General features: G+C 68.6%; 24 protein-coding genes and 2 tRNA genes. 14 read left to right on the forward strand and 12 right to left on the reverse strand.

Annotated features, from left to right (window positions below):
- Positions 1-80 precede the first annotated feature (80 nt).
- Genes NM203_RS14580 through NM203_RS14590 form a run of 3 tightly spaced genes read left to right on the forward strand, consistent with a single transcriptional unit; the run spans position 81 to position 6137 of the window.
- Entirely contained in the window at positions 81-5009 is a 4929-nt protein-coding gene (locus tag NM203_RS14580; RefSeq protein ID WP_408633352.1) for an NAD-glutamate dehydrogenase, read from the forward strand.
- Positions 5006-5419 carry an acyl-CoA thioesterase gene (locus tag NM203_RS14585; protein ID WP_255060700.1) on the forward strand — a complete coding sequence of 138 codons (414 nt, stop codon included), beginning with the start codon at positions 5006-5008 and terminating at the stop codon, positions 5417-5419. Before NM203_RS14580 ends, NM203_RS14585 begins: the two co-directional genes overlap by 4 nt.
- A 28-nt stretch (positions 5420-5447) precedes the next feature.
- Positions 5448-6137 carry a DUF8010 domain-containing protein gene (locus NM203_RS14590; RefSeq protein WP_255060702.1) on the forward strand — a complete coding sequence of 230 codons (690 nt, stop codon included), beginning with the start codon at positions 5448-5450 and terminating at the stop codon, positions 6135-6137.
- Here the strand turns inward: NM203_RS14590 and NM203_RS14595 are convergent.
- A complete protein-coding gene (locus NM203_RS14595; RefSeq protein ID WP_408633360.1) occupies positions 6117-7835 on the reverse strand; it encodes a glycoside hydrolase family 13 protein in 1719 nt (572 codons plus the stop codon). The two genes, NM203_RS14590 and NM203_RS14595, sit on opposite strands and share 21 nt — an antisense overlap.
- A complete protein-coding gene (locus NM203_RS14600; RefSeq protein ID WP_255060704.1) occupies positions 7718-8113 on the reverse strand; it encodes a globin in 396 nt (131 codons plus the stop codon). The genes NM203_RS14595 and NM203_RS14600 overlap by 118 nt, the downstream gene beginning before the upstream one ends.
- Before the next feature lie 151 nt (positions 8114-8264).
- On the opposite strand from NM203_RS14600, the gene NM203_RS14605 reads away from it, so the two are divergent.
- The 3 genes from NM203_RS14605 to NM203_RS14615 all read left to right on the forward strand — a co-directional run bounded on the left by NM203_RS14605 (position 8265) and on the right by NM203_RS14615 (position 9680).
- Positions 8265-8927 (forward strand): HNH endonuclease, encoded by a 663-nt coding sequence (locus NM203_RS14605; RefSeq protein WP_255060705.1) that lies wholly within the window; start codon positions 8265-8267, stop codon positions 8925-8927.
- An 86-nt stretch (positions 8928-9013) separates the two neighbouring features.
- Positions 9014-9217, forward strand: coding sequence for an aa3-type cytochrome oxidase subunit CtaJ (gene ctaJ, locus NM203_RS14610; RefSeq protein WP_255060858.1), 204 nt, complete (start codon positions 9014-9016; stop codon positions 9215-9217).
- Positions 9204-9680 carry a DUF5130 domain-containing protein gene (locus NM203_RS14615; RefSeq protein ID WP_255060706.1) on the forward strand — a complete coding sequence of 159 codons (477 nt, stop codon included), beginning with the start codon at positions 9204-9206 and terminating at the stop codon, positions 9678-9680. The genes ctaJ and NM203_RS14615 overlap by 14 nt, the downstream gene beginning before the upstream one ends.
- A gap of 64 nt (positions 9681-9744) precedes the next feature.
- On the opposite strand, the gene NM203_RS14620 is transcribed toward NM203_RS14615, so the two are convergent.
- The 4 genes from NM203_RS14620 to NM203_RS14635 all read right to left on the reverse strand — a co-directional run bounded on the left by NM203_RS14620 (position 9745) and on the right by NM203_RS14635 (position 13576).
- Complete coding sequence (locus NM203_RS14620; protein ID WP_255060707.1) at positions 9745-9879, reverse strand: hypothetical protein; 135 nt, start codon at positions 9877-9879, stop codon at positions 9745-9747.
- A 223-nt stretch (positions 9880-10102) separates the two neighbouring features.
- Complete coding sequence (locus NM203_RS14625; RefSeq protein WP_255060708.1) at positions 10103-10459, reverse strand: HNH endonuclease; 357 nt, start codon at positions 10457-10459, stop codon at positions 10103-10105.
- A gap of 88 nt (positions 10460-10547) precedes the next feature.
- A complete protein-coding gene (pepN, locus tag NM203_RS14630) occupies positions 10548-13109 on the reverse strand; it encodes an aminopeptidase N (protein WP_255060709.1) in 2562 nt (853 codons plus the stop codon).
- Between the two features lie 44 nt (positions 13110-13153).
- Positions 13154-13576 (reverse strand): DUF732 domain-containing protein, encoded by a 423-nt coding sequence (locus NM203_RS14635; protein WP_255060859.1) that lies wholly within the window; start codon positions 13574-13576, stop codon positions 13154-13156.
- A gap of 213 nt (positions 13577-13789) precedes the next feature.
- Between NM203_RS14635 and NM203_RS14640 the strand changes: the two genes are divergently transcribed.
- From NM203_RS14640 to NM203_RS14650, 3 genes are read left to right on the forward strand one after another with little or no spacing between them, the layout of a single operon-like run.
- Positions 13790-14398: a mycothiol-dependent nitroreductase Rv2466c family protein gene (locus tag NM203_RS14640; RefSeq protein ID WP_255060710.1), complete on the forward strand. Its 609-nt coding sequence runs from the start codon at positions 13790-13792 to the stop codon at positions 14396-14398.
- Between the two features lie 37 nt (positions 14399-14435).
- Positions 14436-14915, forward strand: coding sequence for a ribose-5-phosphate isomerase (locus NM203_RS14645; RefSeq protein ID WP_255060711.1), 480 nt, complete (start codon positions 14436-14438; stop codon positions 14913-14915).
- 3 nt (positions 14916-14918) lie between these two features.
- A complete protein-coding gene (locus NM203_RS14650; RefSeq protein ID WP_255060712.1) occupies positions 14919-15710 on the forward strand; it encodes an Fpg/Nei family DNA glycosylase in 792 nt (263 codons plus the stop codon).
- Between the two features lie 25 nt (positions 15711-15735).
- Here NM203_RS14650 and NM203_RS14655 read toward each other — a convergent pair whose 3' ends face one another.
- A complete protein-coding gene (locus NM203_RS14655; RefSeq protein WP_255060713.1) occupies positions 15736-16524 on the reverse strand; it encodes a DUF1542 domain-containing protein in 789 nt (262 codons plus the stop codon).
- A 92-nt stretch (positions 16525-16616) separates the two neighbouring features.
- Here NM203_RS14655 and NM203_RS14660 point away from each other — a divergent pair, with 92 nt between their 5' ends.
- Genes NM203_RS14660 through NM203_RS14670 form a run of 3 tightly spaced genes read left to right on the forward strand, consistent with a single transcriptional unit; the run spans position 16617 to position 19404 of the window.
- A complete protein-coding gene (locus tag NM203_RS14660; protein ID WP_255060714.1) occupies positions 16617-18017 on the forward strand; it encodes a purine-cytosine permease family protein in 1401 nt (466 codons plus the stop codon).
- Positions 18014-18454: a nucleoside deaminase gene (locus tag NM203_RS14665; protein WP_255060715.1), complete on the forward strand. Its 441-nt coding sequence runs from the start codon at positions 18014-18016 to the stop codon at positions 18452-18454. The genes NM203_RS14660 and NM203_RS14665 overlap by 4 nt, the downstream gene beginning before the upstream one ends.
- Positions 18451-19404: an isopenicillin N synthase family dioxygenase gene (locus NM203_RS14670; RefSeq protein ID WP_255060716.1), complete on the forward strand. Its 954-nt coding sequence runs from the start codon at positions 18451-18453 to the stop codon at positions 19402-19404. The genes NM203_RS14665 and NM203_RS14670 overlap by 4 nt, the downstream gene beginning before the upstream one ends.
- A gap of 9 nt (positions 19405-19413) precedes the next feature.
- Here NM203_RS14670 and NM203_RS14675 read toward each other — a convergent pair whose 3' ends face one another.
- The 4 genes from NM203_RS14675 to NM203_RS14690 form a co-directional block, all read right to left on the reverse strand.
- Complete coding sequence (locus NM203_RS14675; protein WP_255060717.1) at positions 19414-20397, reverse strand: alpha/beta hydrolase; 984 nt, start codon at positions 20395-20397, stop codon at positions 19414-19416.
- Positions 20398-20642: 245 nt separating this feature from the next.
- Complete coding sequence (locus NM203_RS14680) at positions 20643-22073, reverse strand: hypothetical protein (RefSeq protein WP_255060718.1); 1431 nt, start codon at positions 22071-22073, stop codon at positions 20643-20645.
- A gap of 52 nt (positions 22074-22125) precedes the next feature.
- Positions 22126-22413 (reverse strand): hypothetical protein, encoded by a 288-nt coding sequence (locus NM203_RS14685; protein ID WP_255060719.1) that lies wholly within the window; start codon positions 22411-22413, stop codon positions 22126-22128.
- A gap of 117 nt (positions 22414-22530) precedes the next feature.
- Positions 22531-23538 (reverse strand): hypothetical protein, encoded by a 1008-nt coding sequence (locus tag NM203_RS14690; protein ID WP_255060721.1) that lies wholly within the window; start codon positions 23536-23538, stop codon positions 22531-22533.
- Between the two features lie 184 nt (positions 23539-23722).
- Between NM203_RS14690 and NM203_RS14695 the strand changes: the two genes are divergently transcribed.
- Positions 23723-24055: a hypothetical protein gene (locus NM203_RS14695; RefSeq protein WP_255060722.1), complete on the forward strand. Its 333-nt coding sequence runs from the start codon at positions 23723-23725 to the stop codon at positions 24053-24055.
- A gap of 103 nt (positions 24056-24158) precedes the next feature.
- Here the strand turns inward: NM203_RS14695 and NM203_RS14700 are convergent.
- Positions 24159-24229 (reverse strand) — tRNA-Gly (locus NM203_RS14700).
- Positions 24230-24325: 96 nt separating this feature from the next.
- Between NM203_RS14700 and NM203_RS14705 the strand changes: the two genes are divergently transcribed.
- A tRNA-Pro gene (locus NM203_RS14705) sits at positions 24326-24399 on the forward strand.
- Positions 24400-24427 lie beyond the last annotated feature (28 nt).

Below are 24427 nucleotides of genomic sequence, written 5' to 3' on the forward strand. Positions count from 1 at the left end.
AGCGGAGCGACTCGTCGGAGCGCTAGTGTCGCTCCTGCGTACCAGCGTCGGCACGCGAGTGTGAGGCAGGAGCGAACGGCATGACGGTGACTCCCGGTGGTGGTCAGAGGTTCGACGAAACCGCCGCGTACCCGATGGGCGATCAGACCGCCGAGACGACGGTCATGAAACGCCCAACGGGTGTGACCACGGGAGTGGCCAGGGCCTACCTGGCCACGTATCAGGGCCCGCACGGCGACGCGCCGGCCGCCGACGCGTCGGTCACCGCGCCGATCGACGCCGCGGGCGCGGGACGCCTGGTGTCGCCCGCGATGCTCGCCGCTCACAGCGCGCTCGCGCAGCGCAGGAAGGTCGGCGAGACCAAGGTCGCGATCTACCCGATCGACGACCCGAAGGGCGTCGGCCCCGCCCTGCAACTGGTGACCGACCAGAGCGCGATGCTGATGGACTCGGTCACGGTGCTGCTGCACCGGCTCGGCGTCGCCTACACCGCGATCATGAACCCCGTGTTCCGGGTGCGCCGCGACCCGTCCGGCGTGCTGCTCGACCTCGCGCCGGCCGCCGATCCCGCCGCCCCCCGCGACGCCGCCGAGGAGAGCTGGATACACGTCGCGCTGTCCGGCTCGTCCGATCCGAAGGCCGTGGCCGAGGCCGCGCATCTGCTGCCCAGCGTGCTCGCCGACGCTCGCCAGGTCGCCATCGACGCCGGCGCCCTGAGCGCGACGCTCGTCGGGCTGGCCAACGCGCTCGACGCCGACCACGAGGGTCGCTTCCCCGGCTACGACAGGCGCGACGTCGCGGCGTTGCTGCGCTGGCTGGCCGACGGTCACTTCGTCCTGCTGGGCTATCAGCGCTGCGCGGTCAACGACGGCCAGGCGTCGGTGGACCCGGCCAGCCGGCTGGGCGTGCTGCGGCTGCGCACCGACGTGCTGCCACAGCTCACCGGCCCCGACGACCTGCTGGTGCTCGCACAGGCGACCATGCCCAGCTTCCTGCGCTACGGGGCCTACCCGTACGTCGTCGTGGTTCGGGAGAACCCCGGTACCGTCGCGCGTCTCGACGGCATCGGGCACGTGATCGAGCACCGCTTCGTCGGCCTGTTCACGGTCGCCGCAACCAATGCCAACGTGGTGGAGATCCCGCTCATCTCCCGCCGGGTCAACGAGGCGCTCGCGCTGTCGCACGGCGATCCCACCCATCCCGGCCAGTTGATGCTCGACATCATCCAGACCATTCCGCGCTCGGAACTGTTCGCACTCAGTGCGCGCGAACTGCTCGACCGAGCCAAGGCCGTCGTCGATCTGGGGGCGCGGCGCCGCACCCTGCTGTTCATGCGGGCCGACAAGCTCGCCCACTTCGTCTCCTGCCTGGTGTACCTGCCCCGAGACCGGTACACGACCGTGGTTCGGCTCGCGATGCAGGACATCCTGGTGCGCGAGCTCGGCGGTGTCAGCATCGAGTACACCGCGCGGGTCAGTGAGTCGCCTTGGGCCGTCGTGCATTTCACGGTCCGTCTCCGGGAGGGCACGCGGCCGGGCGATGTCGACACGTCGCTCGGCAACGAGGACAGGATTCAGAATCTCCTCACCGAGGCCGCCCGCACGTGGGGTGACCGGCTGATCGGCTCGGTGAAGTCCGGTGTGATCGGCCAGGCGGTGGCGGAGTACTACGCCGTCGCGTTCCCGGAGGCGTACAAGCAGGCGTTCAGCCCGCACGAGGCGATCGCCGACATCGCGATCATCCAGGAGTTGCAGCACGACTCCGTCAAGCTGGTGTTCGCCGAAGGCGCGCAGGGCTCCCCGCAACTGACCTGGTACCTGGGTGGGCGCTCGGCGTCGCTCAGCCGACTGCTGCCGATGTTGCAGTCGATGGGCGTCGACGTGCTGGAGGAGCGGCCGTTCACCGTCACCCGTGCCGACGGCATGCCGGTGTGGATCTACCAGTTCCGGATCGCGCTGCACCCGTCGATTCCCACCGCGGCGGACGCCGCGGAGTTCGACGCCAACGCCACCCGGTTCGCCGATGCCGTCACCGCGATCTGGCAGGACCGCGTCGAGATCGACCGGTTCAACGAACTGGTTCTGCGCGCCGGCCTCACGTGGCAGCAGGTGGCCGTCCTGCGCAGCTACGCCAAATACCTTCGGCAGGCCGGCTTTCCGTACAGCCAGTCGCACATCGAGACCGTCGTCAACGACAACCCCCACACCGCCCGGTCGCTGGTGCAGCTGTTCGAGGCTGTTCTTGATCCTGAAGTCCAACCGACCGATTCCGACACGCGCACCGCCGCCCAGGCCGCGGCGGTCGCCGTCGCCACCGACATCGACGCCCTGACCAGTCTGGACACCGATCGCGTGCTGCGCGCGTTCGCATCGATGATCCAGGCGACGCTGCGCACCAACTACTTCGTCACCCGGCCCGGTTCGGCGCGCGAGCAGAACGTTCTGTCGTTCAAGCTCAACCCCGGCCTCATCGACGAACTGCCGCTGCCGCGACCGCGATACGAGATCTTCGTCTACTCGCCGCGCGTCGAGGGGGTGCACCTGCGTTTCGGCAACGTGGCCCGCGGCGGCCTGCGGTGGTCGGATCGCCGGGAGGACTTCCGCACCGAGATCCTGGGCCTGGTCAAGGCGCAGGCCGTGAAGAACGCGGTGATCGTTCCCGTCGGCGCCAAAGGCGGCTTCGTCCTGAAGAACTCGCCGGCGCCGTCCGGTGACGCTGCGGCCGACCGCGAGGCGCTGCGCACCGAGGGCGTCGCCTGCTACCGGCTCTTCATCGCGGGTCTGCTCGACGTCACCGACAACGTGGACACCGCATCGGGAGCGGTGATCGCACCCGAGGGCGTGGTGCGCCGCGACGGCGACGACGCCTACCTGGTGGTCGCCGCGGACAAGGGCACCGCGACGTTCTCCGACATCGCCAACGAGGTCGCGAAGTCGTACGGCTTCTGGCTCGGCGACGCATTCGCATCCGGCGGCTCCGTCGGCTACGACCACAAGGCGATGGGGATCACCGCGAAGGGCGCTTGGGAGTCGGTCAAGCGGCACTTCCGCGAGATGGGAATCGACACCCAGTCGCAGGACTTCACCGTCGTCGGTGTCGGCGACATGAGCGGCGACGTGTTCGGCAACGGGATGCTGCTGTCGAAGCACATCCGGCTGGTGGCCGCATTCGACCACCGGCACATCTTCCTCGACCCCAATCCCGACGCGGCGAGTTCGTGGGCCGAGCGCGAGCGGATGTTCGCCCTGCCGCGATCCAGCTGGGACGACTACGACCGCACTCTCATCAGCGAGGGCGGCGGCGTCTACGCCCGCGACCAGAAGTCGATCCCCATCAGCCCGCAGGTGCGCACGGCACTGGGTCTGCCGAGTTCGGTCCGGGAGATGACGCCGCCCGCCCTCATGAAGGCGATCCTGCTCGCACCGGCGGACCTGTTCTGGAACGGCGGCATCGGCACGTACATCAAGGCCGAGACCGAGTCGGACGCCGACGTCGGCGACCGTGCCAACGACGCGCTGCGCGTCAACGGAAACGAGTTGCGGGTCAAGGTGATCGGCGAAGGCGGCAACCTCGGCGTCACGCAGCGCGGCCGCATCGAGTTCGACCTCGCGGGCGGCCACATCAACACCGACGCGATGGACAACTCGGCGGGAGTGGACTGCTCCGACCACGAGGTCAACATCAAGATCCTCGTCGACTCGCTCGTGACGGCCGGGCGCATAGATCCGAGTGAGCGCGTCAGTTTGCTGATGTCGATGACCGACGAGGTCGGGCTGCTGGTGCTCGGCGACAACGCGAGTCAGAACGATCTGATGGGCACCAGCCGCGTCAACGCCGCGAGCCTGCTTCCCGTGCACGCCAGCCAGATTCGCGATCTCATCGCCGAGCGCGAGCTCAACCGGGAGCTGGAGGCGCTGCCGTCGGAGAAGGAGATCCTGCGGCGCACGGAACTGGGTCTCGGCCTCACGTCCCCCGAACTCGCCACCCTGATGGCACACGTGAAGCTCGCGCTCAAGGACGAGTTGCTCGCAACGGACCTGCCCGACCAGGAGGTGTTCGCGGCGCGTCTGCCGCAGTACTTCCCGGAGCCGTTGCGCACGCGCTTCACCGACGACATCCGCAGCCATCAACTGCGCCGCGAGATCATCACCACGATGCTGATCAACGACCTGGTCGACACCGCGGGCATCACCTACGCCTTCCGGATCGTCGAGGACGCCGGCGTCGGCCCCGTCGACGCCGTGCGCTGCTTCGTCGCCACCGACAGGATCTTCCGGATCGGCGAGGTCTGGCGCGACATCCGCGAGGCCGGAGTCGCCGGCGTTCCGGTGGTCGTCACCGACCGCATGACGCTGGACCTGCGCAGGCTCGTCGACAGGGCGGGGCGCTGGCTGCTGAACTACCGGCCGCAGCCACTGGCCGTCGGCGCCGAGATCAACCGCTTCGCAGCGAAGCTCGCCGAGCTGACTCCCCGGATGTCGGAGTGGCTGCGCGGGGACGACCGCGACATCGTCGCCAAGCAGTGTGCGGAGCTCGAAGCCCAGGGCGTGCCGAAGAAACTGGCGTACGACGTGTCGACGGGGCTGTACCAGTTCAGCCTCCTCGATGTCATCGACATCGCCGACATCATCGAGCGCGACGCGGCGGAGGTCGCCGACGTCTACTTCGCGCTGATGGATCACCTGAGCACAGACGGTCTGCTCACCGCCGTCAGTCAGCTGCCGCGCGACGACCGCTGGCATGCGTTGGCGCGGTTGGCGATTCGCGACGACATCTACGGATCGCTGCGGTCGCTGTGCTTCGACGTGATGGCGGTCGGCGAGCCCGAGGAGACCGGTGACGAGAAGATCGAGGAGTGGGAGCTGACCAACAGTTCGCGGGTGGCGCGCGCGCGGCGCACCCTCACGGAGATCTACGACAGCGGTGAGCAGGATCTGGCGACGCTCTCGGTGGCCGCCCGCCAGATCCGGAGCATGACGCGAACCAGCGGAACGGGAGTCACCAGTTGATCGAGCGCTTCACCACGCCGGTGCCGGTGCGCTGGTCGGATATCGACATGTACCAGCACGTCAACCACGCGACCATGGTGACGATCCTCGAAGAGGCGCGCGTTCCGTTCCTGATGGAGCCGTTCAAGAACGACTTCGACACCATCGGCCTGCTGATCGCCGAGGTCAAGGTCTCCTACAAGGGTCAGCTTCGGCTCGCGGATTCGCCTCTGCAGGTGACGATCTGGTGCAACCGGCTGCGGGCGGTCGACTTCACTCTGGGGTACGAGGTGCGCTCGGCGCTCGCGGATCCGGACTCCAAGCCCGCAGTGATCGCCGAGTCGCAGTTGGCCGCCTTCAACATCGACGAGCAGAAGCTCGTTCGGCTACTCCCGCATCATCGGGAGTACCTCCAGCGTTACCGGCGATGAGCGCTCGCGCGAAGAGCAGACGGCACCGATGAGCTCACCGGAGCGCGGATTGTGGCTCGCCGACGCCGCGCACCGCGAGGACCTGATCACGTTCGTCGACCGCACGCTGCGCCTCGACGAAGCCGCGGTCATCCGGCTGCGGGAGCGGCCCGGCGGACTCGTCGTGGCCTGGGCCGCAACCGGTTTCGACGTGTTGGCCAGCCGGGTGGTGGCGGGTCGGGTGCGGCCCGCCGATCTCTTCGTCGCCTCCGACGCGCTGGCGAGCGCGCTGCCCGCGATGGATCGGGCCGGATTCGTCGAACCCGGCTTCGCGATGGACTCGGCGTGGCGCGGGATGCTGCCACCCGACACCGGCTTCGTTCACCTCGACGACGTGCCCGCGCGGGTGGTGCTCGAACTCGCCCAGCGCGGCACGGAACTCGCCAGGGCGCACAGCAGTGCGCACGGCCCGCCCGCGTCACTGCTCGATCAGGAGGTCGTCGCGGTGTCGGCGGGCGACGAGTCCATCGGTGTCCCGATGAGGTGCGTATTCGCCTTGACGGCAATGGGTTTCCTGCCGCAGTCGGCGAACAGATCCGACGCCTTCGCGCCAGAGTCGGTGGCTGCCGACGAGGTGGTGCGGGTCAGGGCGGCACCGAACTGGCTTCGGGTGGACGCGCGGTTCGGCAGCGTCTACCGGCGCCGCGGGCACGCGGCGCTAGTGATCGTCGAGTCGTAGCCAGACCGCGGCGTCCGCCGGGACGGCGTCCACCGCGGGGGCGCTGGCGAGCAGCAGTTCACCCGCGGGCAGTGGCACCGGCGACGCTCCCGCGTTGAGCACGCACAGCATCCCGGCGGTTCGGAACGCCACCACGTCCGGTGCCAGATCGACGAACTCGACCGGCCGGCCGACGACGTCGCCGCGCTGATGGCGCAGCGCGATGGCACGGCGGTACAGCGCCAGCGTCGAGTCGGCGTCCGCGTCCTGTGCGGCGACGGTGAGCGCCGCCCAGTCGGGTGGCATCGGCAGCCACGTGTCGGCGGTGTCGGAGAAGCCGTAGGGCGGTCGATCGCCGCTCCACGGCATCGGCACCCGGCAGCCGTCGCGGCCGCGCTCCTCGCGGCCGGACCGCTCCCAGGTCGGGTCCTGCAGCACCTCGTCGGGTAGGTCGACGTTCGGCAGGCCGAGTTCCTCACCGGTGTAGACGAACACCGTGCCGGGCAGGGCCAACATGACGAGCGCCATGGCCTCGGCCCGGCGCCGGCCGACGTCGCCGTCGCCGTAGCGGCTGACCTCGCGCTCGACATCGTGGTTCGACAGGCACCAGGTCGGTGTGGAGTCGGCCAGCGCCGCGGCGGCCAGCGAGTTCTCGATCGCCTCGCGGATCTCGGCGGCGTCGAAGCCGGCCCGCACCAGCCGGAAGTTGAAGCCGAGGTGCAGTTCGTCGGGCCGCAGGTACTTGGCGAAGTCCTCGTTGTCGAACACCCAGATCTCGCCGATCGTGACGGCCTCCGGATAGTCGTTGAGCACGCGCCGGATGCCCCGGTGGTGATCGTGGACGTCGTCGTGGTTGAACCGCGGATCGTCGTCGTCGAGGGTCAGCATCGGCAGGTCGGGATTTCGCATGTCGGGCAGCCCCGGCGGTTTCGCCATCCCGTGCGCGACGTCGATGCGGAATCCGTCCACGCCGCGGTCGAGCCAGAACCGGAGTGTCTTCTCGAGGTCCTCGGCGATCTCGGGGTTCTCCCAGTTCAGATCCGGCTGCTCGGCGTCGAACAGGTGCAGGTACCACTGACCGGGATTGCCGTCGGGTTCGACGACGCGCGTCCACGCGTGTCCGCCGAACACCGACACCCAGTTGTTGGGCGGGTGGAGGCCGCCGGGGCCGGTGCCGTCGCGGAAGATGTACCGTTCTCGCTGCTCGGTGCCGGGGCCCGCCGCGAGCGCCGCCTGAAACCACGGGTGCTGCGAACTGGAGTGGTTCGGTACCAGGTCCATCGTGACCCGGATGTTTCGCGCGTGCGCCGCGTCGATCAGGCGTTCCAGCGCGCCCAGCCCGCCGAACAGCGGGTCGACGTCGCGGGGGTCGGCCACGTCGTACCCGTGATCGACCATCGGCGACACCATCACCGGGTTGAGCCACAGCGCGTCGACGCCGAGGTCCGCGAGGTAGTCGAGCCGGCTCGTCACGCCGTCGAGGTCGCCGACGCCGTCACCGTTGCTGTCTTGGAAGGAGCGTGGATACACCTGATAGAAAACGGAATTCGACCACCATGGCTGGATCTCGGTCACGCCTGCCCATTGTGCCGCACGCGGGTTCAGAACGCCGAGTTCACCATCGAGTTCGCGGCCATCTGCAGGTAGTCGAGGAGGGCCTGGCGATGCGGGTCGTCGAGAGTCGCCGAATCCACCTCGGCCACCGCGGTGTGCATGCACCGCAGCCACGCGTCGCGCTCGAGGAATCCGATGCGGAACGGCGCGTGGCGCATCCGCAACCGGGGATGGCCTCGCTGATCGGAGTACGTCCGCGGGCCGCCCCAGTACTGCTCGAGGAACATCCGCAGACGCTGCTCGGCGCCGTCGAGATCGTCGTCGGGGTAGAGCGGACGCAGAATCTCGTCCTCGCGAACCTGTTCGTAGAACCTGGACACGATGATTCGAAACGTCTCGTGACCACCGACTTCGTCGTAGAACGACCGCGTAGCTTCCGTCACGGCTCCATTGTCCACCGCCGCCCGCCGACCCCGTCGGGCGGCGGCGCGGATGCGGGTGTCATCGGAAGTTCACCGGACTGACCTGCGAACACGGCTGAAATTGTCGTGCGATCGACGCCGATCCGTGGTGGACTGTGTTCTCGGAGGGCCTATGTCGCAGCGAAAGAGAAACCGCGTCCGCGGAAATTTCGGCACTGCCGGAACCGCCACGGCAGTCTCTGGTCCTACTGCTGCGCCCACTGCCGCGGTGCCGCTGCACAGCGTCGACGTGCGGTCTGCCAGCAACGAGCTGAGCGTGTGGACGCGGCGCCGGGTGCTGCTGCTGAACTCCACCTACGAACCGCTCACGGCGCTGACGGTGCGGCGCGCCATCGTGATGGTGCTGTGCGGTAAGGCCGACATCGTGCACGAAGACCCCACCGGACCCGAACTCTGCTCGGCGACGCGCGCCATCGTCGTGCCGACGGTCATTCGGCTGCGCTCCTACGTGCGGGTGCCGTACCGCGCGATGGTGCCGATGACGCGCGCCGCGCTGATGCACCGCGACAGGTTCCGCTGCGCGTACTGCGGGGCCAAGGCCGACACCGTCGACCACGTGGTCCCGCGCAGTCGCGGCGGCGAGCACTCCTGGGAGAACTGCGTCGCGGCGTGCGCTACCTGCAATCACCGCAAGGCGGACCGGATGCTCTCCGAGCTCGGTTGGACGCTGCGCACGACGCCGCTGCCGCCCAAGGGACAGCACTGGCGGCTGCTCTCGACGGTTAAGGAGCTCGACCCGGCGTGGGCGCGCTACCTCGGCGAGGGCGCGGCCTGACCGGTGCGGTGTGCGTCACGTGAGCCGGAGGCACCTCAGCTGATACGGTTTGCACCGTGAGCGAAGTCGCCATTGCCCACTCCCTCATGGGGGGCATCCCGCTGCTGGTGTTCGTGGTTCTGGCTGCAGTCTTCCTGCTGCGCAAGGGCCCGCACCCGGAGACCTACAAGCTGTCCGACGAGTGGACGCACGAGCCGATCCTGTGGGCCGCCGACGAGCCGGCCGATCACGGCCACGGTGGACACGGTTCCCATCTGACGGTTGGAGGTGGCGCAAGTGGCAAGTGGTAGCGAGATCGCCAAGACGAGTACGGACGTCGAGCTGCCGTACGGCTCGGCGCTGACGTACAGCGGCCGCATCTCGGCGGTCACCGAACCCGGTGAGCTGTCGGTGCACTACCCGTTCCCGACCATGGACCTCGTCGTCCTCGACGACGCGCTGAAGTACGGCTCGCGCGCGGCGCAGGCCCGCTTCGCGGTGTACCTCGGCGACCTCGGTGAGGACACGGCCGCCACGGCGCGAGAGATCCTGGCCAAGGTGCCCACACCGGATAACGCCGTCCTGTTGGCGGTGTCTCCGAATCAGAAGGCCATCGAGGTCGTGTACGGCCACGAGGTCAACGGGCGCGGCATCGAGGAGGCGGCGCCGCTCGGGGTGTCCGCGGCCGCCGCGTCGTTCAAGGAGGGCAACCTCATCGACGGTCTGATCAGCGCCGTGCGCGTGCTGTCGGCGGGCGTCTCACCGGCTCACTAGAGAGCCCCGTAACGAAAGAAGCCGGTGATCCCCGCGGGGGATCACCGGCTTCTGTTATCGCCGGTCACTCGGCGTCGTGGCGCTGGGCGATCGCCAGAAGTTCCTCACGGACGGTCGACTGGGGAAGGGCGTAGATCTTCGCGTAGAGCCGACGCCGGTTGATCTTGCGGGTCAGGTCTTCGCGGAACTGCGTGAGCATCGTTCTTTCTCCTCTTGTGTGCTCCGGATCACAGAGCGTTGGTTGCTGTGCGCCCGCTGACATGAGGATCGCTCATTAAGCAGACCTTTCTATAGTCCGTGTTAACGCCGTGTAAATCAAACCGTTTACGTGTGATTTCCCGCTCACCAGCCGGGGTGCGGCGTGTCTGATCATGACGACTGGGCCCCGGATCCGGCCATGTCAGCGCCTGTTTGAAGATTTGCTAGCTCGCGTCAGGTCGCTCGAGCAGTTCGGCCCTGATGCGGACGTAGCGCTCCAGGAAGGCCCGCTCGTCGAGCCGTTTGCGCCGCAGCCAGCCGGTCACCTCGTCGTTGCACTTGCTCGCATTGCACGCCGCGCACGCGGGGACGACGTTGTCGACGGTGTACCTCCCGCCGCGGGAGATCGCCATGACGCAGTCGCGCTGCAGCGGTCCGTCGGTGGCGCCGCAGTACGCGCACCCCGCCCACGCCGCCTGGATGGCGGCCCACTGCAGGGGCGTCAGGTCGTTGACGACGGCCGCGACGCGCCGCTTGCGCCGCCGCGCCGCCCGCGCCCTACGACTGTTCGGTGCCGCCACCGGACCAGCATGCAGCGCGAGCGTGCGCGGAGTCCCGAGCCGGAGCGGCGTGTCGCGGTACAGACCCGCACGCTCGCGGTGGGGGGCGTCAGGCGCTGTCGACGGCGCGGGCGCGCAGGGCTCGCTCGACGCCCGCGCGGCCCTCGAGCACCAACCTGCGCAGCGCGGGTGGCAATTCGGGATCGGCGAGGAAGCGATCGGCGGCGTCGAGGCCGGCCTGCGTGATGAGCCACGACGGGTACAGCCCGATCACGACGGTCTGCGCGACCTCACTGGACCGGCGCTCCCAAACCCCCCGGATCGCGGCGAAGTACTTCTCCGCGAACGGCTCCAGCACGTCGGCCTGACCGGGCTGGACGAAACCCGTGACGATCGCGCGGGTGGTGATGTTGGCGATCGTGTCGTCCTCGACGACCTGCAGCCACGCGGCGTCCTTCACCGCGGACTGCGGACGGGCCGCCGACGCGGCCGCGGCGTTGCGCTTGCCCGCCGCCGTCGGATCCGCCTGCGCCTCGGCGTCGATGAACGGCGTGGCCGGGCCGTCGGCGTCGAGCACACCGGCACGGGCCAGTGCGGTGACGACGCGCCAGCGCAGATCGGTGTCGAGCACCAACCCGGCGAGGTTCACCGCCGCCGGCTCGTTGTCCAGCAGCGTCGACAGCACGGCGATGTGGTTCGGCGACAGCACCGACGTGCACAGGGCGTTGACGAACGCCAGCTGGTGATCCGAACCCGGCGCCGACTCGCGAGCCAGGTCCAGCAGTGCGTCGCCGAACGCGGGCCACCCGCTCTCCGCCGCCCACGCGGGGTCGGCGTAGGAGCCGAGCGCCGTCTGCGCCTGCAGCAGGAGACGTTGCGCCACACCGACTTCGGACTCGGCGTGCAGGCCGCTCATGACGAGGGCGACGAAGTCGCGGGCGGGCAGTTCGGCGTCGCGCGTCATCTCCCACGCGGCCGACCACACCAGGGTGCGGGGGAGCGGCTCGGCGATGTCGGCGATCCTGGCGAGCGCGGTCTTCAGCGACTCCGGGTCGAGCCGCAGCGAGCAGTAGGTGAGGTCGTCGTCGTTGACCAGGACGAGCTTGCCGCGCGACACCCCGTGCAGCGCGGGCACCTCGGTGACGTCGCCGTCGACGTCGAGCTCCTCGCGGTGCGTCCGCACCAGCTTGCCCGAACCGTCGTCGTCGTAGACGCCGACGGCCAGCCGGTGCACTCGTGTCTCACCCGCGCCCGGCGCCGCCCCACCCTGCGCGATGGCGAACCGGGTGAACGTGCCGTCGGCCGCGACGTCGAAGTCGGCGCGCAGCGTGTTCAGGCCGGTCGTCTTGAGCCACTGGCGGCCCCAGTGGGACAGGTCGCGACCCGACGACTTCTCCAGTGCGCCAAGCAGATCGCCGAACGTGGCGTTGGCGAAGGCGTGGTCGCGGAAGTAATCGCGCAGCCCGGCGAGGAACGCCTCGAGGCCGACGTACGCCACCAGCTGCTTGAGCACGCTGGCGCCCTTGGCGTAGGTGATGCCGTCGAAGTTCACCTCGACGGCGTGCAGGTCCGGGATGTCCGCCGCGACGGGGTGCGTCGACGGCAACTGGTCCTGCCGGTACGCCCACGACTTCTCGACGTTGGCGAACGTGGTCCACGCCTGCGTGTACTCGGTCGCCTCGGCCTGGCACAGCACCGAGGCGAACGTCGCGAACGACTCGTTGAGCCACAGGTCGTCCCACCACGTCATGGTGACGAGATCGCCGAACCACATGTGCGCCATCTCGTGCAGCACGGTCTCGGCGCGGCGCTCGTAGGAGTAGCGCGTGACCTTGGACCGGAACACGTAGTCCTCGAGGAACGTGACGGCGCCCGCGTTCTCCATGGCGCCCGCGTTGAACTCGGGCACGAACAGCTGGTCGTACTTGCCGAACGCGTAGGGCACACCGAAGTTCTCGTGATAGAAGCCGAAGCCCTGCTTGGTCTCGGTGAACAGTCGCTCGGCATCCATGAACTCGGAAAGCGATGCGCGGCAGAAGATTCCGAGCGGGATCTCACCGTGCGCGTCGGAGTAGACGTCGTCCCATCGGGCGTAGGGGCCGGCGATGAGCGCCACCAGGTAGGTGCTCATCCGCGGCGTCGTGGCGAACACGTGCACGCCACCCTCGTTCGACACGGTCGCCCCGTTGGAGATCACCTGCCAGTGCTCGGGCGCGGTGACGGTGACGTCGAAGGTCGCCTTCAGGTCGGGCTGGTCGAAGCACGCGAACATCCGCTTGGCGTCGGCTGTCTCGAACTGCGAGTACAGGTACACCTCGTCGTCGACCGGATCGACGAAGCGGTGCAGGCCCTCACCGGTATTCGAGTAGCGGCAGTCGGCGTCGACCACGACGACGTTGCGCTCGGCGAGCCCGGTCAGCGGGATTCCCGTCGACTCGTCGTACCCGGAGACGTCGATGGCGACGCCGTTGAGCGTCGCGGAGTGGATCGTGTCGGCGGCGATGTCGATGACGGTCTCCGCACCTGCGAGCGCGCTGAACTCGACGGTCGTAGTGGAGCGGAAGGTGCGCCCCTGTCCGCCGGTGAGGTCGAGCTCGATGCGGTAGGTGTCGACGGTGACGAGTGCGGCGCGTTCGGCGGCCTCGTCGCGAGTCAGGTTGGGAAGTGCCACCCGACCAACCTATCGGCTGGCGCGTGGCAGGGGAGGTCGGGGCGTTAGCCCGCGAGGGAGACCAGCCCGCTCAGCCCGCTCAGCCCGGCGAATCCGTTGAGCCCCGGAACACCGGCGAGCCCCTGCAGACCGTTCAGCTGATTGAGCACCGTCCCGTCGCCGATGGAGGAGATCATCGACGGGCAGTACATCGAGATGGCGATTCCGGTGAAGAAGGACGCCATCTCCGGGGAGATGCCGCCGTTGTTTCCTCCGCGGATGGTCTGGGCGACGCTGGCGAAGTTCTTGCCGGGCTCGACCAGCATGGGGCAGACGGACTTGCCGAGCTCGGTGGTCAGCGCGGGGTCGTTGTAGCCGATCCCCGAGCTGCTCAGCGCGGAGAGGAACGAGGGGTCGACGGGGTCGGCGTGTGCGGGGGCGGCGAGAACCGGTGCCCCCAGCATGGTGGCGAGCACTACGGTCGCCATGGACGCTTTGGTCAGCACTGTGTTCACTTGGGTAACACTGGTTCACTGTGGTCACAGGAACAACACGGTCCGGTAAAGGTTCGCCACCTATGCGTGTCGTGAGTGGCCACGACGCCGGCGATTGGTCATCCGCGCGGCCGGGAACATCGACCGGGCACGCGTAGTTGTTCTGAACGGACTGCTGCCCACCACCGAGAGGATGGTCGCTTCACAATGGCCGATAGAGACGTCGCCGGTTTCTGGTTCGACCCGCTGTGCCCGTGGTGCTGGATCACCTCCCGCTGGATTCTGGAGGTCGAGCAGGTGCGCGACATCGAGGTGCAGTGGCACGTGATGAGCCTCGCCGTGCTCAACGAGGGCCGCGACCTGCCCGAGGAGTACCAGGCGATGATGAAGAAGGCGTGGGGTCCGGTGCGCGTCGCCATCGCCGCCGAACAGCAGCACGGCACCGAGGTGCTTCCCGCGCTGTACACCGCGATGGGCACGCTCATCCACAACGAGGGCAACAAGGACTTCGACGACGTGATCGCCAAGGCCCTCGCGCAGGCGGGCCTCCCCGCTGAGCTCGCCGAGGCCGCCACCACCAACGCCTACGACGAGGCGCTGCGCAAGAGCCATCACGAGGGCATGGACGCCGTCGGCGACGACGTCGGCACTCCGACCATCCACGTCAACGGTGTCGCGTTCTTCGGCCCGGTGCTGTCGAAGATCCCGCGCGGTGAAGAGGCGGGCAAGCTCTGGGACGCGTCGGTGATCTTCGCGTCCTACCCGCACTTCTACGAGCTGAAGCGGACGCGTACCGAGGCGCCCGAATTCGACTGAGCACGGGGAACCCGAGTGGCTCTGTCAGAATGACGCCATGCGCGTCTACCTCGGTGCCGATCACGCCGGATACGAACTGAAGCAGGCCATCATCGAGCACCTGAAGTCGGGTGGCCACGAGCCCGTCGACTGCGGTGCCTACTCCTACGACGCTCAGGACGACTACCCGGCGTTCTGCATCGCCGCGGCGGCCCGCACCGTCGCCGACCCCGGCAGCCTGGGCATCGTGCTCGGCGGCTCGGGTAACGGCGAGCAGATCGCGGCCAACAAGGTGCCGGGCGCTCGGTGCGCACTGGGGTGGAGCGTGGAAACCGCTCAGCTCGCGCGCCAGCACAACAACGCCCAGCTGATCGGTATCGGCGGCCGGATGCACAGCCTCGAGGACGCGCTGGCGATCGTCGACGCCTTCGTCACCACGCCGTGGTCGGAGGAGCCTCGACACCAGCGGCGCATCGACATCCTCGCCGAGTACGAGAAGGACCACGTCGCGCCGCCGGTTCCCGGCGCACCGGAATAGCCTGTGCCAGAAGGTCACACGATCCACCGGCTCGCCCGACTGCACCAGAAGCGGTTCGGCGGGGCGCCGGTGATCGTGACTAGCCCGCAGGAGCGTTTCGCCGACTCCGCCGAAGCGGTGAGCGGCCGGGTGCTGCGCAAGGCCGACGCCTACGGCAAGCACCTCTTCCACCACTACCAGGGCGGGGCGGTCGTACACGTCCACCTCGGGTTGTACGGCAAGTTCACCGAGCAGCAGGTCCCCATGCGCGCGCCCGTCGGGCAGGTGCGAATGCGAATGGTGGGTGAGGAGTACGGCACCGACTTGCGAGGGCCGACGGCCTGTGAGGTCATCCACCAGGACGAGGTCGACGACATCATCGCCAGGCTCGGGCCGGACCCGTTGCGGCGCAATCCCGACACGGAGAAGGCGTGGACGCGGATCAGCAAGTCTCGCAGACCCATTGGTGCCCTGCTGATGGACCAGAAGGTGATCGCGGGAGTCGGCAACGTGTACCGCAACGAGTTGCTCTACCGTCACCTCATCGACCCGCATCGGCCCGGCACGCACGTCGGCGCCGAGGAGTTCGACGAGGCGTGGACCGACCTCGTCGCCCTCATGAAGGTCGGCGTGCGCCGCGGCAGGATCATCACCATCCGACGCGAGGACGACAAGGGCCCCGAGGGCATTCGGGGCAGGCCGCGAAGCTACGTCTACCGGCGTGCGGGTGAGGCGTGCCGAATCTGCGGCGACACGATCCGCACCGAGGTGATGGAGGGGCGAAACCTGTTCTGGTGTCCCACCTGTCAACGCTGAGGGGGTCGGTCAGCTCTCGCCGGCGTCAGAAACCGCCGAAGTCGCCGCCCCCGAAGTCTCCGCCGCCCCAGTCGCCGCCGCCCTGATCGCCACCCCAGTCGCCGCCCTGTTCACCGCCGCCGGAGTCCAGCTGGCCCTGGTCGTAGCCCTGCTGGAACCCGTCGCCGTAGCCGCTCTCGAAGCCCTGCGCGCCGTAGTCCACGCCGTTCATGCCGGAGAACATGGCGTCGAACAGCAGCACCGACCCGAGTCCCCAGGCGCCGGCGACGAGTGCCGGTTTCCACCACGGCTCGGAGTACCAGCCGGCGGGCACCGGCCGACCCGCGACGCGACCGCCGGGGTAGTAGTTGGGCGTCCGCTGCGACGGGCCGGGTGAGGCCTCGATCTCCCTGCCCTCGAACTCGACTCGTCGGTCCTCGGTGACGACACCCGCCGAGCGCTGACCGGTGAGCTCGTCGAGTTCCGGTCCGGGATCGATGCCCATCGCCACGCGTGCGGCGCGCACGTAGTACAGCCCCTCGACCGCGCTCTCCCTCGCGAGGAGGGCCTGTTTGGCGGTGGTGGCCTGATCGATCTGAGACGCCGCGGCGGTGTAGCGCTCGGATGCGTCGGCGAGCGCCTGCTTGGAGGCCTCGTCGGTACCGGTGAGGTTGAGCACCTGGCCGCCCAGTCGTTCGATGACCCGGCGCGCGTCGGCCTTCGCGTCGGCGAGCGACTCGGCGCTCTTGCGGCCCGACGCCTTCTGCGTGGCGTAGACGAGGAACGCGATGGCGGCGACCACCACGATGATCAGGATCAGCAGGGTGCTCGACATGGTTACCAGCGTACCGACGGGGCGTGCTCAAGATCGGACGCTGAGAGTCGTCTCAGGTTGCGAGCACACGCGTGCCGGGCGACGGTATCGGAATGACAGTCGCCGAGCCCACCACCGACGGGACGTACCGGGACCGGATCGTCGCCGTCGAACCGGGTGGCAACGAGCACATCGCCGAGGCTGATCGCCACGGCAAGCCGCACCAGCTGTTCTGGACGTGGACGTCGCCGAATCTGGAGTTCGCGACGATCTTCGTCGGCATGCTCTCGGTGCTGGCGTTCGGCATGACGTTCTGGCAGGCGGTCGCGGGCATCGTGGTCGGCACCGGCCTCGGGGCAATCGCGCACTACTTCCTGTCGGCGCGCGGCCCGCTGCACGGCGTGCCGCAGATGGTGTTGGGCCGCTTGCCGTTCGGCTTCAAGGGCAATGCGGTGCCCGCCGTCCTCATGTCGATCACCGCGGGCGTCGGCTGGTTCGCCACCAACAGCGTCAGCGGAGCCTTCGCACTGTCGACGCTGTTCGGGTTCGGTCCGCTGATCGGGCTCGTCATCATCGTGCTGCTGCAGACGGCACTCGCGTTCTTCGGCCACAACCTGGTGCAGGCCTTCGAGCGCTTCTCGTTCCCCGTGCTCGCCGTGATCTTCCTCGCCGCGTCGGTGATGATCTTCGTGCACGCCGACATCGGGAACGCCTCCGTGGCCGCCGAGGGTGTCGGTGGGCTCGGCGGCTTCCTGCTCACCGTCGGTACGTCGTTCGGGTACGCGGCGGGGTGGACGCCGTATGCCGCCGACTTCACCCGGTACCTGCCGTCGTCGGCGTCGCCCGCGCGCACCGGGTTCTACGCCGCAGCAGGGTTGTTCACCGCGTGCGTGCTGCTCGAGGTGGTCGGCGCGGCGGCCGTGACGACCGGTGAGGCCTCACTGGCCGACCCGACCGGGTCGTTCACGGCGGAACTGGCGTCGCCGTTGGCCAAGGCGACGCTGCTGGCGATCGCGGTCGGAGCCATCGCCGCCAACGCCATCAACGTCTACTCCGGTGCCATGGCGTTCGTGACGATCGGCATCAGGCTGCCACCGCACGTGGCGCGTGCGCTCGTCACGGTCTTCTTCGGCGTCGCGGGCTTCATCGTGGCGTACCTGGCGCTGCCCGACGCCGCCCACAGCTACGAGGCGTTCCTGCTGATCATCGCGTACTGGGTTGGGCCGTGGCTGGGCGTGGTCTTCGCCGACCAGTACCTGCGGCGCGGGCAGGCCGTCGCCGGCTTCCTGTACGACAGGTCGTACACGAACTGGAACGGGTTGCTGTCGTTCGCCATTGGGCTGATCGGCTCCGTGGTCCTGTTCGCCAATCAGGAGCTGTTCGTCGGCGTGATCGCCAAGGCCGTTCCACAACTCGGCGACATCACGTTCTTCATCGGATTCGTGCTCGCGGGCGGTGCGTACCTACTGCTGTGCCGCTCCAAGATCGCCGCGGAGCGTACGGTGACGTCGTGACACCGCAGGCCATGCTCGACGTTGCCGTCGCGGAAGCCCGAAAGGGCCTCGCCGAGGGCGGAATACCCATCGGGGCAGCACTTTTCACCTCCGATGGGGTGCTGCTCGGCAGCGGACGCAATCGTCGCGTCCAGCAGGACGACCCGTCGGTGCACGCCGAGACCGACGCGTTCCGCGCTGCGGGCAGGCAGCGCGACTACCGGTCGACCGTGATGGTCACCACGCTCTCACCGTGCTGGTACTGCAGCGGGCTGGTGCGGCAGTTCAACATCGGCGCGGTGGTGATCGGCGAGGCGACGACGTTCCACGGTGGGCACGACTGGCTCGCCGAGCACGGTGTCGCGGTGACCGTGCTCGACGACGCGCGCTGCGTCGGGCTGATGACGGACTTCATCGCGGCACACCCGGAACTGTGGGCGGAGGACATCGGAGAATGATTACGACGGTTGATCTTTCGCGGTGGCGTGCCGGCGGGGCCGAGGCCGACGCCGTCGCGGCGGAGGTCGACGAGGGCCTGCAGGGTGCCGGCTTCATCCTGGTGACCGGACACGGCGTCGACCCCGGTCTCGCGGCGGCGGTGCGCGCGGCCAGTCGCGTGTTCTTCGCGCTGCCCGACGACGTCAAGCAGAACTACAGCGTGCCCGTCGGCGGACACGGCTGGATCGGGCCCGGCGCGGAGGCGAACGGATACGCCGAGGGCACCGAGACCCCGCCGGATCTGAAGGAGAGCTACAGCCTGGGTGCCGAGACCGCGACCGGTGACGCGGACGTCGACCGAATCTGGTTCGCGCCCAACGTCTGGCCGAGGGAGGTGCCGACGCTGCAGGCGTTGGTGGAGACGTACGCCGCCGAGATGCGCCGGGTGTCCGACGAGATGCTCGCCCTGTTCGCGCACGCGTTGCGCTTGCCGGTCAACCCGTGGGCGTCCTTGGCGGGTTCCCCGACGTGGACGATGAACATCAACCACTATCCGCCGGTGAGCGTGGTGGGGGAGCCCGAGCCGGGCCAGTTCCGCATCGGCCCGCATACCGACTTCGGTACGGTCACCGTGCTCGATCGCGAGCCGGGTGCCGTTGGGCTGCAGGTCTTCTCGGAGGCCGAGGGGTGGGCCGACGCACCGTACGACCCCGAGGCGCTGACGGTGAACATCGGCGACCTGCTCGAGTACTGGAGTGGGCGCCGTTGGCCGTCGGGCCGGCACCGGGTGCTACCGCCGCAGCCCCACGCGCCCGAGGAGGACCTGGTCTCGCTGATCTACTTCTACGAAGCCGATCACGATGCGCGCGTCGTCCCCCTCGACCCGCCGATCGGGCGGGTCGAGGGACTCGAACCAGTCACGTCGTCGGCGTTCATCAAGCAGCGCCTGGACGCCATCACGATCGGGTGAGGCGAACCCTCACACCCCCAGGGCGGGACCGACGGTGAGGTTCCACGACTCCTGCATCTCCGACTCGAACAGGCCCCAGGTGTGGGAGCCGTCGGGCCGGACGATGTAGGTGACCGGGACGCCTGCGGCCGCCGCGTTGTCGGCGAAGACCCGCGTGCTGTCGGCCACGATGCGTTCGATGAAGCCACCGGTGAAGTTGTCTCCGAAGCCGGGTGGCAGGCGATCGACCGCGCCGGCGTTACCGGAGCCCGATGCCGCGACGTACACGGCGGTGCCCTTCAGCTTCGCGACGTTCTTCGACGGATCGTGGGCGACCCACAGCGGGCCGCCGCCGGGGCCCCACATGGCGTCGGCACTAGCGCCGCCGCCCAGCAGGGTCAGGCCGACCTGCTGCGCGTTGTCCGACGGGGTCAGGAAGCCGCTGTAGGAGGCGACGGCCTGGAACAGCCCCGGCGCTTGCACGGCGTAGTCGACCGCGGTGCCGCCGGTGCTCGACAGACCGCCAACGGCGTTCTCGCCGTTGGTGTTGTACTCGGCGTTGATGAGCGGTGGCAGTTCCCGCGTCATGTAGGTCTGGTACTGCTTGCTCGGATCCGCGATCCAGTCGGTCCACCAGCTGAACTGGCCGCCCAGCGGCGAAACCACGTTGACGTTCTTGTTCGCGAAGAAGCCCTGGATGTCCGTCATCCCGAACCAGGCTTTGCCACCGGGGGCGATCCCGCCGCCCGCGATGTCGTCGCCGCCGTCGATGCCGGGCAACAGGTAGAACGTCGGTGCACCCGAACGCGGCGCTTTGAACACGTCGTTCACGATGACCTTGTTCATCGACGGCGAGAACACCGAGACCTTGTCCCAACGGTCGTTGACGGGCTCGATTCCGGTGATGTATGCGCCTTGCGGCGGTTCCGCGTGCGCAGCAGGCGCGGTCAGGAACGAGAAGACGAGGACAACGGCGAAGGTCAGGGTTGTCACAACCCCCCTGGGTCGAATCACGCGCTGATTATGTACTGACAGTGGGGGTCCGGCAACGCACATTGGGAAACCGAGCCGCGCGTGGCTGTGCGCATCGCTGCTGCAGAAAACGTGGGAATCGACCGGCGGCAGTGTCACGGATGAACTACAGCAAACTTTCATAAGGGCAGATATGATCTTGATTGCGCTGTTGGCGAACAGTTTCTGTCACATTGCGCCATCGGTTTGCAAACGCGGGGTTCTGCCGCGTCGTGTTGTGGACAACCTCACGCGCTGCGCTGCCACGATCGATGCACCTGGCGCTCGACGGTGTCGGGGTCCGGGCGCGGCGCGCTGCGCACCGCCTCGACACCGGAGACGGCGTCGAGCGACAGCACTGCGCGGAGGCCGCGGGTGAGCGCACTGTCGGGGCGGGTGAAGTAACGCAGATGCGCAGCCCCTCGGCGCAGACCGTCCGGGCGGTCGTCGGGGACGGGGATGTCGCGGACACCGAGCCCGTAGAGCGGACGCAGCGCTCCGCCGAACCAGTCGCCTCGCAGGCTGCCGCGCTCCGTGGGGTACCAGAGGTTGGTCCAGCGGGTGACCGCGAACGGGGCCTGCGAGCTCAGCACGTCGCTGCCGCGGTGAGCGAAGCTGACGTCGGTCGTGTCGGGCCCTTCCACGGGTTGGGCTTCCGAGCGCGGCGGGCAGCGCATGACGACACCGCGTCGTACCAGGCGGTCGAACAGTGCGGCGCGGTTCTCCGGGTCGGACGTCGACAGGCCGCTTACCACGCTCGGTCGTGCCACGAACAGATCCGCCAACGCCATGGGGGTGCCGATAGTGACGAAATCGGTGATGCGCCAGGGATTCCCCTGCATTCTGAGGTCCTGCCACAACGCGTGCTGCAGCGTCTGGAACGCGGTGACCCCGCCGTCCGGCCGAAGCTCGCGGGCACCGTCCTCGAGCGCGGCGAGGTGCGCGAGTCCGGTCTGCGGGGTGGCGTGGAGTTCGTGCGTTTCGGCCCACAGCGACAGCAGCGCGTCGTAGGCGATGTACGCCCCGAGGCCGTGAGCCACGACGATCACACGCGCGAACCTGCCCTGTTGCAGCACGTACAGCAGGTCGACCAGGCCGCCCCGGATCGCCCGCCGCGCCGCGTACGACTGAGGCAGTGGGTCCAGGTAGCGCGCCACGTCGACGAAACCCGCCGTCACGAAGCTGCGCGTCAACGCCACGGACACCGTCCGGAAGGCGCCCAAGCCGATCGCGAGTACGAGCGCGCTGCTGATCAGCCCCACGATCCACGCGGGCACGCCGGTGCTGAGGAAGTAGCCGCCGAGGGTGAGCAGGCACAGCGCGAGCACGACCGGCGTCAGCAGCGCCAGCCAGACCGCCCGCCAGATGCCGAACAGCGGGTCGGGCACGTTGCGAGGCCGACGCAGCAGCACCCGCAGGATCATCGGAAGGAGTCCGGCGTACCGGCGGGCGCTCTGGTGGAACTGCCAGTCGTATTCGAAGATCTCGACGCAGTGGGGATCGGCGGTGACGTATCGGCGGGCCTCGTAGGAATCGGTGGCCTCCACCGGCCGCGGATGAACGACGGCGTCCGGCCCGAGCGCCGCCTTGGTGAAGGCGTCGAGCGTGTCCAGCGGTCGTCGCTCCTGCGGCAGCCCGTGCACGAATACGATCGCGGTGCGAATGGTCGCGTCCGTCATGTGCAGAGTGTGCGGGGCGGACGGCCGCGGGACGCGGCTATCGCGAAAAGCGTTACGGCCAGCCGTACCCCGGTTGAATGCCGCCGGGGCCGCCGTTGACCACGGCGGACAGGCAGCCGGGGATGTCGCGGCAGGCGATGATCGCGCCCGCTCCCGGAGAGGCGCCGCGGACGACGGGCGGGTTGTTCGGAATCCCGCACGTCTGGATGTACGGGTTGTACGGCTGGATGTACTGGCTACAGGCGTTGGCCGGTCCGGGGGACACGAGCGCAGCGGTGGTCAGTGCTCCGGCCGCCATCACCGTCGCCGCACCCAACCGGGTGAGTGTTCGACGTCGCATGGGACCGCCTCCTGACAGGGTTCACTATTCGAGTTCGTCGCTCCCTCCATTGAACGCCTCATCGGTGCGTGAATTCCCGGAACGGCCGTCGAATCTGTGAACGCGGTCGGGTCGGTGTCAGTTCTCGCCGCTCTCACCGGGCGACGTTCCGGCGTCCGACGCGTCATCGGCGGTCGGCGCGGGGGCGGGTGCGGGCGCGCCTGCTAGTCCGGCCGGTCCCGCGGCGACCGCCTCGGCGACCTGACCGAAGACACCCCAGCCGGGTGCACCCGCCTTCGGCCGGTCGGCGCCGGCGAGCGTGGTCGGCTCCACCTTGTTGCCGGTCTTGACGGCGTCGACGTCGGCGGGTTCGGGGTCGGGCGCGGGGTTCTCGACCGCCGGCTCGGCCGGTGTCGCCGACGGCATCCGCGAATCCGCAAGGGCCGCAGGCTGCTTCGCCTCCTTCGTCACGACGGGTGCGACGGGTGCGACCTTCGGCGGATCGGCCACCTCCAGCGGTGGCAGGTCGGGCAGTGGCGTCCCGATGATCGGGCCGCCGCCGATGAGTCGGCGAACGGTGAGCACGACGGGGTTGTCGAACACCGCGTTCACCAGACCGATGACGAACGGATTGCCCTTGGCCGCCGCGATCAGCCGCCGCTGAAGCATGGTGATGGGACCACCGCGGTAGTCGGTGATCTCGTCGGGGAAGAACGCGACGATCGCGGCGCGCGCGCCCGGATCGCCGGTTGCGTCCAACAGTCGGTTCCTGACGATCTGGACAACGCCGCCGGTGAGGAGGTCCCGCAGGAACGCCTGCTGCTGCGGATCGTTGAACAGGCCCAGCCATCGCCGTCCCTCGGTCTGGATGACGCCGCCCTCGAAGAAGTCGTCGATGATCTGGGCCTGGTCGGGTTGGGTCAGGCGCGCGGTGGCCTGCACTCGCAGCACCTCGGCGACTCCGCCCCGAGTGAAGTCCTCGATCACCGCCTGCTGTTCCGGTGACCAACTGGCGGCCAGTGCGACGTGCACGTCGTCGACCACGCGAATGTCCTTCGAGGACATTGGTGAAGCGATGGCGGGTACCGCCGCGACGGCGGCCGACGCGGTGATGACGGCGACCCAGCGACGCGGGGAACGGCTCATGATCGGCTCCTTCGGCACAGCGATGTCAACAAGTGGTGACTTGAGACACTAAGGGCCGTCGAGGGCAAAGTCAACGATCGGTGACTTGGCTGGTGGCCGAGTCGATGAATTTCGGGTGAACCGCGGCGTCGACGCTGTATCCGGGGATAGCATTCGGTGAAACAGCACGTCATGGGGGGCGATTGTGAGCAAGGTTCTCGGTGTTTTCAGCGCGTTAGTCGCGGGGTTGTTCGCGGTCGGAATGCTCGCCCTCGGATCCGGCTCCGCGTCGGCGGGCCCGGCGGCCGCCGGCTTCCCGCAGTTCCCCGTCCAGTGTCTCGACGGCAGCACGGTCGAGTTCGGTCAGCTCTGTCCGCTGCCGTCGCTGCGATGCGCAGACGGCAGTCCGCTACCGCTCGGCGGGGTCTGCCCGTCGACGCCGAGGGCCACCCAGGTGCCGACCCCGCTGCCCACGCCGACCGCGGCTCCGGACCCCGAGCTGCAGCAGTGTCGAGAAGCCGGGTTCTGCACGCCGTAGTCAAGCGGACGGCGCCGCCGATCGACGTGTGGCTGGAGACCGAAATGGCCGCCCCGAACGGGGCGGCCACCTGGGATAACGCCCCCAACAGGGGCTTCACGAGAGCGGGCGACGGGAATCGAACCCGCGTAGCTAGTTTGGAAGACTAGGGCTCTACCATTGAGCTACGCCCGCGTGCACTGCTCCGCAGACTGTACCGGCGACGACGTAGGCAAATCCAATTGATTGCGTCGCGTGTCCAGGCCGTATCATTCCCACGCGCACACGACACGGGGTGTAGCGCAGCTTGGTAGCGCATCCGCTTTGGGAGCGGAAGGCCGCAGGTTCAAATCCTGTCACCCCGACCGGACGTGATCAGTTACAGACATGCAA

It is taken from the genome of Mycolicibacterium arenosum (assembly GCF_024320865.1).
GTDB lineage: Bacteria > Actinomycetota > Actinomycetes > Mycobacteriales > Mycobacteriaceae > Mycobacterium > Mycobacterium arenosum.

Excerpts from the sequence above, each read along its gene's own strand:
- NM203_RS14580 (WP_408633352.1), top strand. The coding sequence starts at position 81 with ATGACGGTGACTCCCGGTGGTGGTCAGAGGTTCGACGAAACCGCCGCG.
- NM203_RS14590 (WP_255060702.1), top strand. The coding sequence starts at position 5,448 with ATGAGCTCACCGGAGCGCGGATTGTGGCTCGCCGACGCCGCGCACCGC.
- NM203_RS14605 (WP_255060705.1), top strand. The coding sequence starts at position 8,265 with ATGTCGCAGCGAAAGAGAAACCGCGTCCGCGGAAATTTCGGCACTGCC.
- ctaJ (WP_255060858.1), top strand. The coding sequence starts at position 9,014 with ATGGGGGGCATCCCGCTGCTGGTGTTCGTGGTTCTGGCTGCAGTCTTC.
- NM203_RS14620 (WP_255060707.1), bottom strand. The coding sequence starts at position 9,879 with ATGCTCACGCAGTTCCGCGAAGACCTGACCCGCAAGATCAACCGGCGT.
- NM203_RS14635 (WP_255060859.1), bottom strand. The coding sequence starts at position 13,576 with ATGGCGACCGTAGTGCTCGCCACCATGCTGGGGGCACCGGTTCTCGCC.
- NM203_RS14640 (WP_255060710.1), top strand. The coding sequence starts at position 13,790 with ATGGCCGATAGAGACGTCGCCGGTTTCTGGTTCGACCCGCTGTGCCCG.
- NM203_RS14645 (WP_255060711.1), top strand. The coding sequence starts at position 14,436 with ATGCGCGTCTACCTCGGTGCCGATCACGCCGGATACGAACTGAAGCAG.
- NM203_RS14655 (WP_255060713.1), bottom strand. The coding sequence starts at position 16,524 with ATGTCGAGCACCCTGCTGATCCTGATCATCGTGGTGGTCGCCGCCATC.
- NM203_RS14660 (WP_255060714.1), top strand. The coding sequence starts at position 16,617 with ATGACAGTCGCCGAGCCCACCACCGACGGGACGTACCGGGACCGGATC.
- NM203_RS14670 (WP_255060716.1), top strand. The coding sequence starts at position 18,451 with ATGATTACGACGGTTGATCTTTCGCGGTGGCGTGCCGGCGGGGCCGAG.
- NM203_RS14680 (WP_255060718.1), bottom strand. The coding sequence starts at position 22,073 with ATGACGGACGCGACCATTCGCACCGCGATCGTATTCGTGCACGGGCTG.
- NM203_RS14685 (WP_255060719.1), bottom strand. The coding sequence starts at position 22,413 with ATGCGACGTCGAACACTCACCCGGTTGGGTGCGGCGACGGTGATGGCG.
- NM203_RS14690 (WP_255060721.1), bottom strand. The coding sequence starts at position 23,538 with ATGAGCCGTTCCCCGCGTCGCTGGGTCGCCGTCATCACCGCGTCGGCC.